Source organism: Hyphomicrobium sp. DMF-1 (assembly GCF_027886585.1).
Lineage (GTDB): Bacteria > Pseudomonadota > Alphaproteobacteria > Rhizobiales > Hyphomicrobiaceae > Hyphomicrobium_C > Hyphomicrobium_C zavarzinii.
Genome location: NZ_CP115706.1, coordinates 3209686 through 3222474, shown reverse-complemented (window position 1 = coordinate 3222474; position 12789 = coordinate 3209686). Strand labels below are relative to the sequence as shown.

Below are 12789 nucleotides of genomic sequence, written 5' to 3'. Positions count from 1 at the left end.
CTACGACAACGACGCGGCTATAGCTTTGAGCCCGCAAGCGTGGCTTGGTGCGTGATGTAAGGCTTGGAGAAGGGTGATGGAGACGCTCTACAGATCGCCATGGGCAGATCAGACGTGCGGAGAGCTCGCGTGGGGCGCCGCCGGGTGGGCGGTTGTCCTGGTGCCGCTGATCATGGCGGGTCTCTACGCAATCCTGCGTCTCTTCACGCGCAGGGACGTGAACCAGCTTCGCGTGCTCAACATCCTGTTCCTGGTGCTGTCGCCGGTCTTGCTGATCGCTGTGGTGTGGGTGTTCCTCACCACGCTGCACCAGCTCCAAAGCATCGAGGTATCGGACGGCCGTATGGTGGTGGACACGTGCACGGGCGCGAGTGCGGGGACGCGCGTGGTGGAAAAAGCTGGCGTTGCCGGGATCGTGCACCGCGTTGGGCAGAGTGGAGGGAAGTCGCCCAAGCCGCTGGATGAGATCGTGGTCAGCGTGAAGGATGAAGCTCCCGTGATCATCCCGGCCTGGGATTTCGGCAGAATGAACTTCACGGTGCTCCAGCGCCTCGTGCCACGCGAGCAGCTCGCCGCGTGGGCCAACGCCATGCGGGCGCGAGGCGAGACGCCGCCTCCCGAGATCGCCTGCCTCGTAACGGGAAGCGAAACGGATTGCGCAGCTCGCTAGCGCGACTTCTCCCCCGCCGCGCCTTCACGCACGCCCGAAAGCGTCTCCATCGGGTTGATGGCCTCGGGATCGAGCTTGAGGTCGATGACGAACGGCCTGTCCGCGTGGAGTGCAGCGCGGAAGACACCCTCGAAATCCGCGCCACGCGTCACCGTTTCGCCGTGCGCGCCGTGGCTCCTGGCAAGCGCGGCAAAATCGGGATTGACGATGCTGGTGCCATTGGGGCGCCCCGGATACGCGCGCTCCTGATGCATGCGGATGGTGCCATACATGCCGTTGTTGGCGATCAGGATCACCATCGGCAATCCATACTGGACCGCCGTGCCGAGCTCGTTGGAGGTCATTGCGAAGCAGCCGTCTCCGGCGAAGCAGACGACGGGTGCCTCCGGATGCTCGAGCTTGGCCGCGATCGCTGCCGGAAGGCCGTAGCCCATTGTCCCCGACGTGGGCGCGAGCCCGCTGCGGAAGCGCTTGAACTCGAAATAGCGGTGCACCCATTGCGAGTAGTTGCCCGCGCCGTTGGTCACGAGCCCGCTTTCCGGCAACACGCGCGAAACCGTGGTGACGACGTCCTCCATTCGCACCGCTCCCGGCGTGGCGCGTGGCGCGAGGCTCGCTTCGTAAGCGGCCCTGAGATCGGATCTGAACCGGCTCCAGCGCCGCTCGGGAGGCGTGCCGCCTGCGGGGCCGCGCAGATTGGGCGCGAAGCCGGGCAGCGCTTCCGCGAAGGCTTCCGACGTTGCGGCGATGACGAGCGAGGCATCGCGATAGCCGAGAATGGCGCTGGGCTCCGGATGCACCTGCACGAACGTCTGCCCCGGCCCGCCGAGCAGCGAATAGCCGCCGGTCGCGATGTCGCCCAGTTCCGCGCCGATCGCGATCACGAGGTCGGCCGCGCGCAGCCCGTCCTTGAGCTTCCGGTCGGTCGTGAAACCGAGATGCCCCACGTAGCAGGGATGGCGGTTGTCCACGTAGTCCTGGCAGCGGAACGAGGATGCGATAGGGAGGTCGAAGGCCGCCGCGAAAGTCCCGATCGCGCGGCCCACGTCCGCACTCCAGCCAGGCCCGCCGACGACCAGAAGCGGCCGTTCGGCTGCTTCGAGGCGCTGGGCGAGCTCGCTCATGTCACGGGAGGTGGGGGCGCCGCCAGCAAGCGACGTGGGCGGAACGAGCGGCGCCGTGCTGGGGGACGACAGCACGTTCTCCGGCAGCCCGATCACCACAGGTCCCGGACGGCCCGACTGCGCTACGCGGAAGGCGCGCCCCACATATTCGGAGATCCGGTCCGCCGAGCGTATCACCGCCGTCCACTTGGCGATACCCGCGAACAGAGCCTCGATGTCGATCTCCTGGAACGGAGCCCGTTCTTCGAGCGGCGTCGTCGGCAGTCCGACGAACAGGATCATCGGGGTCGCATCCTGTTGCGCGACGTAGACCCCGGCCACGGCGTTGACGACGCCGGGCCCGCGCGTCGCAAATGCGATCCCAGGCCGGCCGGTGAGCTTGCCGGTCGCTTCCGCCATAAGCGCCGCGCCGCCCTCGTGACGGCAGATGATGGTTTGCATCGCGGGCATATCGTAGAGGCCGTCCAGCGCCGCCAGGAAGCTCTCGCCCGGAACCTCGAAGATGCGGGAGACACCATGGGCCGCGAGCTGATCGATCAGGATCTTTCCACCGTGCGCCATGAAGTTCCGCGGTCCGTTTGTTCGAGGTTTACCTTCACACATAGGACACACGAGCCGCCGGGGCTACCTCTTGAGGCGGCGCAGCTCGGCGAGCGGGCCGCGCGTGGGCTCGTTAGGTAAATACCGACGGTAAACAGGCGCGCAAATTATCCACACTGCGCTGTGGCCAAAGCGACGCTAGCCGCCTCCCGCATCCAGCCGGTATTCTGCTCTGGAACAGGAGAGGTGATGGCGGGGTCGATGAGAACGCTTGCGCAAGCGCTCGCGAGGACGGGCGGTCTGCTCGCCGTGGCGATTGCGCTGGGCGCGGGTGCGGCTGTGCCGGCCGCCGCCAAGCCGGACACGGCCCAGGACGCGCCTTCATCCGCCGCGTCGCCGCCCGAGCCGACGAAGCCGCTGCCCGAACGCGCGCGCGCCGTGCTCGAAGCCCATTGTCCGGCCTGCCGCGACGCATCTGGGGTTCAGGGAGCGCCGCTCGATCTCGACACAATCGCAACAAATCCGCGTCTCGTGACGCCGAAGCGGCCGGACGCCTCACGCATCTATCAGCAACTCCTCGCGCAGCAATCGCTGACCTTGGGCCAAGCCAAGGAGCCCGCCCAACGGGAGGGGAACGGCAAGAAGGCGGAGGCGGGTGGCAAGGACAAGGCGCCGGATACGGAGGAGACGGCCCCGCCTAGTCCCGCCCACGCGACGCCCGACGAGATCGAGACCGTCCGCGATTGGATCGAGAGCCTGCCTGCGCGCGACGAAGGATGCCGCGACCGGGCGGTGATCGGAAAAGCCGACATGGAAGCGCAGATCGACCGCTGGATGAAAGCGGCGGGTGAGGCAAAAGCCGCCGATACGCGCTTCGTTGCGCTGGCCCATCTCTGGAACGCCTGCACCTCTCCCGCCCGCATGAAGGAGTTCCGCGAGGCCGCCACAACGTTCCTCCAGGCGCTGGCGCGCCGGAACGGAGCCATGGATATCGAGACGGTCGGCGAGGAAAGCGCCATCCTGACCTTCCGGCTGAGCGAGTTCCACCGGCCGGCGGACGAGGAGGACGTGCTGATCGATCCTCCGCCCACGGTCGTGAGCGGGGATGCAATCCCGATCGATTGGTTCGCAGCCCAGTTTCTCGGCAACGCGCGCCCGGGTGGCGCGCTCGAAAGAATGGTGAAGAGTTTTGATGGCGCCGCGCTCAGCGCGGCAGAAGAGCTCGCCCGCTCGTGGAACGGCGACGTGGATCTCTTGCGCGCCGCCGCCGAGCGTGGCCTCCCTCCGGCCGATCTCGCGAACACGCTCTCCAAGATGGAAGGCGATCTTCTCCTTCCGGCCCGGCGCCTTCTGCATGGCGTACTGACGCGTGCGGCCTGGAATCGCCTCGCGGCCGCTCTCGACGGCCGGCGTCCGACAGACGAGGCGGCAACCGCACCGGCGGCGGACGAGATCGACGTCGTGCTCTGGACCGACAAGCCGGCCTACAGGCCGCGCGACCTCGTCACCCTCAACGCCTCGGTCAGCACGGCGTGTCATCTCACGCTCATCAACGTGGACAAGGCGGGCAAGGCGATCGTGCTGTTTCCCAACGAGCTGGAGCCGGAAAATCTGGTGGCGCCCTCCGTCACGATCCAGGTTCCCGGCCACGACGCGGGCTATCAGCTCCGCTTCGACGAAAGCGGCGAGGAGGAGATCGTCGCCATCTGTCAGCGCAAACGGCGCGATCCGTTGGGCATCGCCTACGACTACGAAAAGCAGCGGTTCGCCGTGCTGGGAGACTGGCGCACCTTCCTTCGCACCGCCCCCGAGCGTGAGCGGGAGGTTCGCGCCCGCGAGGCCGCGGAGAATGCGCGCCGCACGAGGCGCAGGGGCCGGTCGGCGCCTGTCGCGCCGCCCGAGGCGGCCGCCGTCGATCCGGAGGGCCCCGCCATCGAAGGTCGCGCGGCCATTTATGTGCCCATTGCGCCCGCCGGAATGGCCAACCGTTGAGCGCTTCGCTCCGCGCCGAATTTTCAACAGCCGAATCGGATAATCGCAAAGGCTATGGTGGAACCGAGCCCTTCTTCCCTGGCTGACTGGCTTGCCGCGCTTCGTGAGGTTCTCACCGCGGCTGCGAGCGGCCTCGACCCCGCGTTGGTGGCCGGCGCCGCCGTCGTGCTGGCGGTGGTGCTGCTATGGATCGCGCTGGGGTTGAGACGCGCTTCCGAGGCCCACAAGCGTGAGGCGCTCGCCGCAGCCGAGTTCGCGGAGATCAAGGGGCGCCTCACCGCCATGAGCGAGATGACGGTGCGCCGCCAGTCGGAAGAAGCGCGTGCGCTCGACGAGCGTGTGGAGCAGGTGGCAGCCCGCCTCGGCAGCGCGCTCGATGGCGTGAGCCGCCGTCTGTCGGACAGCCTTGCCGAGACGCAGCGCCAGAACGGCGACACCGTGGCCCGCCTGTCTGAGCGGGTCGATACTCTGTCCCGGCACATGGCGCAGAGCCTCGATACGGTTTCGGCTCGGCTCGGCGACAATCTGGCGGAGGCGGGACGGCGCACCACCGAAACCCTCTCGACGCTGAACGAACGCCTCGCCGTCATTGCGGAAGCCAAGCAGAGCCTCGCCGATCTCTCGTCCGAGGTGGGCTCGCTCTCCGGCGTCCTCGCCAACAAGCAGGCGCGCGGCGCTTTCGGGCAGCTTCGCATGGAGACCATCATCCGCGATGCGCTGCCTGCCGGCGTCTACGAGTTCCAGGCCACGCTTTCCAACGGAAAGCGGCCGGATTGCGTGATCCGCCTGCCGAACACGCCTGCTGCCCTGGTCATCGATTCCAAGTTTCCCCTCGAAGGCTTCGAAGCCCTGCGCGTGGCCCGCGCTCCCGACGAGGTGAAGGCCGCCCGCGATGCCATCCGTGAAGCCGTCGGCCGCCATATCGACGACATCGCGGAGAAATATCTGATCCCGGGCGAAACCCAGGACACGGCGCTGATGTTCGTGCCCTCGGAATCGGTCTACGGCGATCTGCACGAGCATTTCGCCGACCTCGTCCAGCGCGCGCACCGGGCGCGTGTGGTGATCGTCGCGCCCAACATTCTCATGCTTGCGGTGCAAACCGTGCAAGCAGTTATCAAAGACGCCAAGATGCGGGATCAGGCCGGGCTCATCCAGCGCGAGGTGGGTCTGCTGCTGGCCGACGTGTCGCGCCTGGTCGAGCGCGTGTCGGAACTCGAGCGCCATTTCTCCTTGTCGGGCAAGGCGCTCGAGAAGGTCTCCGCCTCCGCGTCCCGCATCAGCGGCCGGGGCGAGCGCTTGGTTTCGCTCGACCTCGAGGACAAAGCTCTCGAAGGAGAAGCCGCCACCTCGTCCGCCGCACAGTTGACGCAGCGCGCATCCTAGATCAATGAAGCCATCGCATTGCCGGAATCCCGTCCTCTTGCATAGGTGTTGCGAAGCACGAGTCCGGACAAAATTTACCTGACTTATCTGGATCTAAGCCTCGTCGATGGGTGTCCGGATCCAGATACGTCTCCGATTGAGCCAAGTGTCCCTTTGAAGGTTCAGAGGGATGCCGACTGACTGACCTTTCTCCGAGGAGGAAGGGATTTTTCGTTCTGTAGGTAGGCCATGGACAAGATCAATCAGCGTATTGCCGACGAATTGCGCGTTGCGGCCGGGCAGGTTGCCGCCGCCGTGACCCTTCTCGATGAAGGCGCGACGGTTCCCTTCATCGCCCGCTACCGTAAGGAGAAGACGGGCGGGCTCGACGATACGCAGCTCCGCACCCTGTCCGAGCGCCTTGTCTACCTGCGCGAGCTCGAGGATCGCCGCGCTTCGATTTTGAAAAGCGTGGAGGAGCAGGGCAAGCTCACTCCGGAGCTCGCCCGCTCGCTCAACGCGGCCGGCACCAAGGTCGAGCTGGAGGATCTCTACGCTCCCTACAAGCCGAAGCGGCGCACCAAGGCGCAGATCGCGCGAGAAGCGGGTCTCGAGCCGCTGGCGGAAGCGCTGCTGGCCAATCCCGCGCTCGACCCCGTTGCAGAGGCCGAGAAATTCGTGGCGGCCGACAAGGGCGTGGCCGACCAGAAGGCAGCCCTCGACGGCGCCCGCCACATCCTGATCGAGCGCATCTCCGAACGCCCAGACATCGTTGGCGGTCTGCGCGAATGGGAATGGGGCGAAGGCACGCTCACCTCCAAGGTGAAGAAGGCCAAGGAGACGGAAGGCGCGAAGTTCTCGGACTATTTCGACTTCGGCCAGGCCATCAAGGAGATGCCGAGCCACCGTGCGCTCGCCCTGCTTCGCGGCGTGAACGAGGGTGTCCTCGACATCGATCTCGACGTCGCGCACGACGAGACCAAGGCGCATCCCGCGGAGGCAAAGATCCGCGCGGCGTTCGGCATCGCCGACAAAGGCCGTCCTGCGGACGCCTGGCTAGGCGAGACGGTGCGGCTCGCCTGGAAAGCGCGCCTAGCCACCACCATCACGTCGGATCTGCTGACCCGTCTCAAGGAGCGCGCGGACTCCGAGGCCATCACCGTGTTCTCGTCGAACCTCAAGGATCTGCTGCTGGCCGCACCCGCGGGCCCCCGCGTCACCATGGGCCTCGATCCCGGCTTGCGCACGGGGGTGAAGGTCGCCGTCGTCGATCAGACCGGCAAGCTCGTCGACACCACGACAATTTATCCGCACGAGCCCAAGCGCGATTGGCAGGGCTCGCTGGCCGCGCTCGCGGCGCTCTGCGCCAAGCATAAGGTCGATCTCGTGAGCGTCGGCAACGGCACCGGCAGCCGCGAGACCGACAAGCTCGTCGCCGAGCTGATGAGCAAGATGCCTCAGCTCAAGCTCACCAAGGTCATGGTGTCCGAGGCTGGCGCCTCGGTCTATTCGGCCTCCGAGCTCGCCGCCAAGGAGTTTCCCGGTCTCGACGTCAGCTTGCGCGGCGCCGTTTCGATCGCGCGCCGCCTCCAGGATCCGCTGGCCGAGCTGGTCAAGATCGAGCCGAAGGCCATCGGCGTCGGCCAGTATCAGCACGACGTCGATCAGACCGGCCTTGCGCGCTCGCTCGACGCGGTCGTCGAGGATTGCGTGAACTCCGTCGGCGTCGACGTGAACACGGCCTCCGTTCCGCTGCTCACGCGCGTGTCCGGCCTTAACCAGACGCTCGCCGCCAACATCGTCGCCTTCCGTGACGAGCACGGCGCGTTCAAGACACGCGCCGCATTGAAGAAGGTGCCGCGCCTGGGGCCGAAGGCGTTCGAGCAGGCGGCGGGCTTCCTGCGCATCATGAACGGCACGAACCCGCTGGATGCCTCCGCCGTTCACCCCGAAGCCTACGAGGTGGTGGAGCGTATCGCCGAGAAGACGAAGCGCCCGCTCAAGGCCATGATCGGCGACCGCGCGTTCCTGAAGTCGCTGCGTCCCGCAGAGTTCGCCGACGACAGCTTCGGCATTCCGACGGTGACCGACATCATCGCGGAACTCGAGAAACCCGGCCGCGACCCGCGTCCCGAGTTCAAGACCGCGACCTTTGCCGACGGCGTCGAGAAGATCTCGGATCTCAAGATCGGCATGCAACTCGAGGGCACGGTGACGAACGTCGCCGCTTTCGGTGCGTTCGTCGATATCGGCGTGCATCAGGATGGCCTCGTGCACATCTCGGAGCTGGCCGATCGGTTCGTGAAGGACCCGCGCGAGGTGGTGAAGGTGGGCGACGTCGTGAGCGTCCGCGTGAAGGAGGTGGACGCCGAGCGCAAGCGCATCGCGTTGACCATGCGCTCGGGCACAATCGACCGCAGCGCCGCGGCGGGCGCCGGCGCGCAGCGCCCCTCGGGAGCGTCCTCCCCGCAGGGTGGATCCCGGAACTTTTCCCCGCCCCCGCGCAAAAGCGCGGAGCCCGCAGGCGAGAGCGCCCTCGCTGCCGCCTTGCGCCGGGCTCAGGAGAGGAAATAGCGGCAATCGCAGGGCGACGTCTTCATGATTGGCGCCCTGTCTCGGGTCAGCCGAATAACGTCATGAAAACGTCGCATAATCCTTTCTGCAGCAAGGGTCTTTACATCGCGGCCCATAGGCCCTAAATCCACTTTACGCACGGCGGCGATCTCGCTTCGCACGGCGCTTCTTTTCCAACCCGATTGTTGGTGGAGGTCCGTTGATATGGAGCGTTTTGCCTCAGCGGCTGATCTTGTCGCCGCACGTAAGCCGGAGCGTCCCGTTCTCTGTGCCCGTCCCCACGCCGCCGCCCGCGCGGCGCGCTGGTTCGTCGAAAATTTCGACGGAGACGTGGCGTATGCTTACAAAGCGAATAGCTCGGTCTTTCTGATCGGTGCCCTGTACGGCGCCGGCATCCGCCATTTCGACGTGGCGTCGCTGCCCGAGATCGAGGATGCGGCCACCATTCCCGGCGCCGAGCTGCATTTCATGCATCCCGTGAAGTCGCGCGAAGCGATCCGTCGCGCCTATCACCAGCACGGCGTCCGGAGCTTCTCGCTCGACACCGAGGACGAGCTGAAGAAGATCGTCGAGGAAACCGCGGGCGAAGATGGCACCGCGCGTGATCTCGCGCTGTTCGTGCGCGTGTCCGTGCCCGCCATAAACAGCCGCATTCCTCTCGAGCGGAAGTTCGGCACCGGCGGCCAGAAGGCCGCCCGCCTCCTGGTCAAGGCACGCCAGGTCGCAGCAGAGCTCGGCATCACCTTCCACGTCGGCTCGCAGACCATGACGCCGGACGCCTACGTCAACGCCCTTGCCGAGGTGCAGCGCCTCATCGGCAAGGCGGGCGTCGTCGTGGACCGGCTGGATGTCGGCGGCGGCTTCCCGTCGATCTATCCCGGCATGAAGCCTGCCCCGCTTGCGCGCTTCCTCCAGGCCATCCGTGAGAGCATCGACAAGCTTCCGGTGCGCGAGAATGTGCGCCTGATGTGCGAGCCCGGCCGTGCGCTCGTCGCCGAGGCCGAAAGCCTGATCGTGCGGGTGGAAGCCCGTCGCGGCAACGACCTCTTCATCAACGATGGCGGCTACGGCGTGCTGTTCGATGCGGCCCATCTCGGCTGGATCTATCCGGCTCGCCTGATCAACCGCGAGCCCGCAGGCGGCGAGGCGCCCATCTCCTACGAGCTGTGGGGACCTACCTGCGATTCCATCGACCACATGAAGGGTCCGTTCGTGCTGCCGGCCTGCATCAAGGAAGGCGACTATCTGGAGATCGGCAACGTGGGGGCCTACGGCCGCGCCATTGCCGGTGACTTCAACGGCTACGGCAAGTACGAGGAAGCGATCCTCGACGACGAGCCGATGATGACCATGTACGGCGAGGCCGACGCGGCCGCCGCTCTTCTGGGCTGATCGCCTGGCTGCCTCTCTCCGTCTAAAGCCGGAGGGAGGCCCGCCTAAAGACAGTCTGTGCAACCCATAAAACTGAGCAAAACTCTGAACGCCGTGCGCGCGACGGCTCGGAATCGCACTACCTCGGTCCTGTGGATTAGGGGGATAACTCCATCATGGACGCAGATGCGGCCTTCGCGGTCATCCAGCGCGCGCTCGACGACTTCAACACCGAGATCGGTAAGGTTCGCGCTGAAACCGCGCAGACGGAGGAGACCATCGCTTCGCTCGAGTACGAGATGGAGCAGCTTCGCAAGGCCATCGCGGAGAATGCCCTCGACATGCCGGCCGCGCGGGCAAAGCCGGAAGCGCTCTCAGATGTCGAGATATTTGGCGAGAACGTCGGAAGTGGGCTGCGGCAGCGTTTCCTCGGCCGCGCGGCCTGAAGAATCCTCGGCCATGAGCTGATCCACGCGTGCAGAATCCGCCTCGATGTTATCGAGCAACGTCTGGGCGAGTTCGGCCCGCTCTTCAGGAGAGAGCTTGAGAGCGGTTATCAGGATTGCCTTGACGCGCTCGTTCATCAGCCACCTCGCGGCCTGCCGACTCATTCCGCGAGCCTAGCACGGCGTGCGCTGATTACGCGTATGCCTCATTCGGAGGCGGCTTGCCTCTGAACGCTCTTTAGCGCGTCCATCACGGGCGACGAGAACTCGCGGCGGTAGAGCACGAGGGTGACGAGCAGCGTGGCGCCGAGGAACAGCAGCGGATCGACCAGCCAGGCCATCAGCGGGATCGAAAAATAGTAGGCCCGCACGCCATTGTTGTAGGCCTCTCCGGCGAGCGCGGCCACGTCCCCGGCCGCCGCGATGTAGGTCTTGCGTTGCGGGCCGTCGTGATCGCGATCCGGCATGGCGCCCACGAGGATCGACAGCACGTTGTACTGCCAGGCGGACCACGTGAACTTGAAGAAGGCGTAGACGAAAACCAGGATCAGGATGAGCGCCTTCAGCTCCGCGAGCGCGGGATCGGAAGACCGCACGAACGGCAGGTGCGAGGTGAGCTCCGCCACTTTGCTCGCCGTGCCGAGCAGTGCCAGCAGGCCGCCGAGGATGAGCACGGTGGTGGAGGCAAAGAACAGCGCCCCACGCAGCAAGTTTCCGAGAAGCGTCGCATCCGCGACGTGGCTTTCGCGCTGGCCGATCCGCTCGATCCACTGATGGCGGAATTTTTTGACGAGAGACATCAGGCTCGGGCGGCGCGCATCCACATGCCGCGCGGCCCAGTGGTAGCCCGGCCAGCACACGAGAAACGTGGTGAAGGCCACAACGTCATAGAGCGTGATGCCGGTCATCATGTCGGATCCTGAGGGGTAGGACGCGGCTTTGCCGTGTGAAGGTCTGCGATCGCGGTCAGGCTGTATAGAGGGCCTGCGCGCGGCCGCATACTGCGACACGTGGGAAACGAGCTGCGACATGAAGACAAAGAAGTGCGACGGGAAAAGGATGTGACCGGCAAAGGATCGGGCCGGGACCCCGCAAACGGGACCCCGGCCCTTTTTTCTACTCCTGCACCGCGACGACGGAGCCGAGCGAGCTCCAGAAGGCCGCAAGGTTCTCAATGTCCTTGTCGGTCAGTGGTTTCGCCATCTCCACCATGGTCGGATCCGTCCGCACGTTCCCCGCGCGATAGGCGTTGAGTGCGGCCATGAGATAGTCGCGATCCTGGCCCGCAAGGTGCGGGATGCCCGGCACTTGGCTTCGGCCTTTCTCGCCGTGGCAGGCCATGCACACCTCCGCACGCTTCTGACCTGCGGCGATATCCGCAGATTGCGCGTTCGCGCCATGTGCGAGAGCGGTTTGTCCGATGAGTGCGAAAGCAAACGCGATCTTGATCTTTATAGAAAACATGGGTTCCTCCAATTCCTATGCGAGTAGCGCGTTGCGGATCCAGATCGCGACGCCGTAGACGAAGAACACGCCGATCCACACCACGAGCACGGCGACTGCAGCCGTGCCGAGACGCGCGATCGGGGGCTCGGCGGTATAGGTGCCCTGCACACGGCCAGCGCGGTAGAGGAGCGCCAGGTAGTAGCCGCCAACCAGCCCGCCCACGCCGGCCAGCGTGGAGAAGAACAGGACAAGGGACGGCCAATCCGCATGGACCTTGTAGTCCGATGCGATGTAGCCGAAGGGCGTGAGGTAGGTGATGCGAACAACCTCTCGCCAGAAGGCGAGCAGCGCCAGAACGCCGAGGCCGATCCCGAGAAACGCATAGCCATGAAGGCGCTGGTATCCCGCTGCCGTGAGGCCTGCCAGGACGAGAAGGAAGCCCGGCAAGAGCCAGCCCAGCGGTTGCTCCGAGAGCCCTGTAGCGGCGGGATGGTCGAGCTGCCACCACGACGCGAGAAGCGCGGAAACGGCCAGTCCCGGGACGGCGATGGTGCGGCCGAGCAGGCGGCCGAATGCGCGATACTCCGGCGTCTTGTCGGAACGCGTGGCGAAATAGTCCGCATACGCGATCAGATAGAGACCGACGGCCGGCGCCGACAGGCTCATGATGAACAAGTAGCGCGGCCATTCGATCGCATGCAGCTTCGAGCCGCTCGTATCGACGACCCCGCCCGGCGCATACCACTCCATCCACCTGTCAGGCAGGATCGCCTGATAGGCGAGCGCGTGCATGATCAGACCGTCCAGAATGAAGAGAGCTAGGCTCAGCACCGCATAGACGCCGATGTAGCGCTTCGCGCCCTCGTGGTTGCCCCAATAGAACGCGAACCACAGGCAATAGCCCGCGATCAGCGTGAAGATGAAGCCGATCGCCCACCCCGCCGATAGCACGTTGGAGGTGTACCACTGCGGATCGTAGATCACCTGCGTGAACAGCAGCGGCGCCACGCCGAGCACGATGAGAAGCGAGACGCCGACCTTGGCGACTTTCGTCATCGCGATCGACATCTGCTCCCAGTAGGGTCCGGCCTCGCGCTTGTAGAACGCGTAGATCGCAAGACCCGCCGCCCCGAGCGTGAGGTGGACGAAGGCGATGTGGAAGACCCAGGTCCCCACCGCGAGAACCTGGAAGAGCTGGGGCACGGCCGGCACTCCTGCCGGATCGCGCATCGTATTCATGATTGTGCCGATATCCATGATG

The 12789-nt window shown here is 65.7% G+C and carries 10 protein-coding genes; 6 read left to right on the top strand and 4 right to left on the bottom strand.

Annotation, left to right across the window (positions count from 1 at the left end; translation table 11 throughout):
* The first annotated feature begins 76 nt into the window (after positions 1–76).
* Complete coding sequence (locus PE058_RS14835; RefSeq protein ID WP_271028757.1) at positions 77–670, top strand: hypothetical protein; 594 nt, start codon at positions 77–79, stop codon at positions 668–670.
* On the opposite strand, the gene PE058_RS14830 is transcribed toward PE058_RS14835, so the two are convergent.
* Positions 667–2355, bottom strand: coding sequence for a thiamine pyrophosphate-dependent enzyme (locus tag PE058_RS14830; protein ID WP_271028756.1), 1689 nt, complete (start codon positions 2353–2355; stop codon positions 667–669). The genes PE058_RS14835 and PE058_RS14830 overlap by 4 nt on opposite strands.
* 228 nt (positions 2356–2583) lie before the next feature.
* Between PE058_RS14830 and PE058_RS14825 the strand changes: the two genes are divergently transcribed.
* From PE058_RS14825 to PE058_RS14805, 5 genes are all read left to right on the top strand, one after another.
* Positions 2584–4326: a DUF4384 domain-containing protein gene (locus PE058_RS14825; RefSeq protein WP_271028755.1), complete on the top strand. Its 1743-nt coding sequence runs from the start codon at positions 2584–2586 to the stop codon at positions 4324–4326.
* 54 nt (positions 4327–4380) lie between these two features.
* A complete protein-coding gene (locus PE058_RS14820) occupies positions 4381–5712 on the top strand; it encodes a DNA recombination protein RmuC (RefSeq protein ID WP_271028754.1) in 1332 nt (443 codons plus the stop codon).
* A 228-nt stretch (positions 5713–5940) separates the two neighbouring features.
* Positions 5941–8265 carry a Tex family protein gene (locus PE058_RS14815; RefSeq protein ID WP_020086149.1) on the top strand — a complete coding sequence of 775 codons (2325 nt, stop codon included), beginning with the start codon at positions 5941–5943 and terminating at the stop codon, positions 8263–8265.
* Between the two features lie 204 nt (positions 8266–8469).
* Positions 8470–9657 carry a hypothetical protein gene (locus PE058_RS14810; RefSeq protein ID WP_020086150.1) on the top strand — a complete coding sequence of 396 codons (1188 nt, stop codon included), beginning with the start codon at positions 8470–8472 and terminating at the stop codon, positions 9655–9657.
* A 155-nt stretch (positions 9658–9812) separates the two neighbouring features.
* A complete protein-coding gene (locus PE058_RS14805) occupies positions 9813–10082 on the top strand; it encodes a hypothetical protein (RefSeq protein WP_271028753.1) in 270 nt (89 codons plus the stop codon).
* Between the two features lie 206 nt (positions 10083–10288).
* Here PE058_RS14805 and PE058_RS14800 read toward each other — a convergent pair whose 3' ends face one another.
* The 3 genes from PE058_RS14800 to PE058_RS14790 all read right to left on the bottom strand — a co-directional run bounded on the left by PE058_RS14800 (position 10289) and on the right by PE058_RS14790 (position 12785).
* Positions 10289–10993 carry a DUF599 domain-containing protein gene (locus PE058_RS14800; RefSeq protein WP_020086152.1) on the bottom strand — a complete coding sequence of 235 codons (705 nt, stop codon included), beginning with the start codon at positions 10991–10993 and terminating at the stop codon, positions 10289–10291.
* Positions 10994–11198: 205 nt separating this feature from the next.
* Positions 11199–11546: a c-type cytochrome gene (locus tag PE058_RS14795; protein ID WP_271028752.1), complete on the bottom strand. Its 348-nt coding sequence runs from the start codon at positions 11544–11546 to the stop codon at positions 11199–11201.
* Positions 11547–11561: 15 nt separating this feature from the next.
* Positions 11562–12785, bottom strand: a complete 1224-nt coding sequence (locus PE058_RS14790; protein WP_271028751.1) for a hypothetical protein — start codon at positions 12783–12785, stop codon at positions 11562–11564.
* Positions 12786–12789 lie beyond the last annotated feature (4 nt).

What these genes read in the sequence shown, in the direction of transcription:
- PE058_RS14835 (WP_271028757.1), top strand. Translation starts at nt 77, where the DNA reads ATGGAGACGCTCTACAGATCGCCATGGGCAGATCAGACGTGCGGAGAG.
- PE058_RS14830 (WP_271028756.1), bottom strand. Translation starts at nt 2,355, where the DNA reads ATGGCGCACGGTGGAAAGATCCTGATCGATCAGCTCGCGGCCCATGGT.
- PE058_RS14825 (WP_271028755.1), top strand. Translation starts at nt 2,584, where the DNA reads ATGGCGGGGTCGATGAGAACGCTTGCGCAAGCGCTCGCGAGGACGGGC.
- PE058_RS14820 (WP_271028754.1), top strand. Translation starts at nt 4,381, where the DNA reads ATGGTGGAACCGAGCCCTTCTTCCCTGGCTGACTGGCTTGCCGCGCTT.
- PE058_RS14815 (WP_020086149.1), top strand. Translation starts at nt 5,941, where the DNA reads ATGGACAAGATCAATCAGCGTATTGCCGACGAATTGCGCGTTGCGGCC.
- PE058_RS14810 (WP_020086150.1), top strand. Translation starts at nt 8,470, where the DNA reads ATGGAGCGTTTTGCCTCAGCGGCTGATCTTGTCGCCGCACGTAAGCCG.
- PE058_RS14805 (WP_271028753.1), top strand. Translation starts at nt 9,813, where the DNA reads ATGGACGCAGATGCGGCCTTCGCGGTCATCCAGCGCGCGCTCGACGAC.
- PE058_RS14800 (WP_020086152.1), bottom strand. Translation starts at nt 10,993, where the DNA reads ATGATGACCGGCATCACGCTCTATGACGTTGTGGCCTTCACCACGTTT.
- PE058_RS14795 (WP_271028752.1), bottom strand. Translation starts at nt 11,546, where the DNA reads ATGTTTTCTATAAAGATCAAGATCGCGTTTGCTTTCGCACTCATCGGA.
- PE058_RS14790 (WP_271028751.1), bottom strand. Translation starts at nt 12,785, where the DNA reads ATGGATATCGGCACAATCATGAATACGATGCGCGATCCGGCAGGAGTG.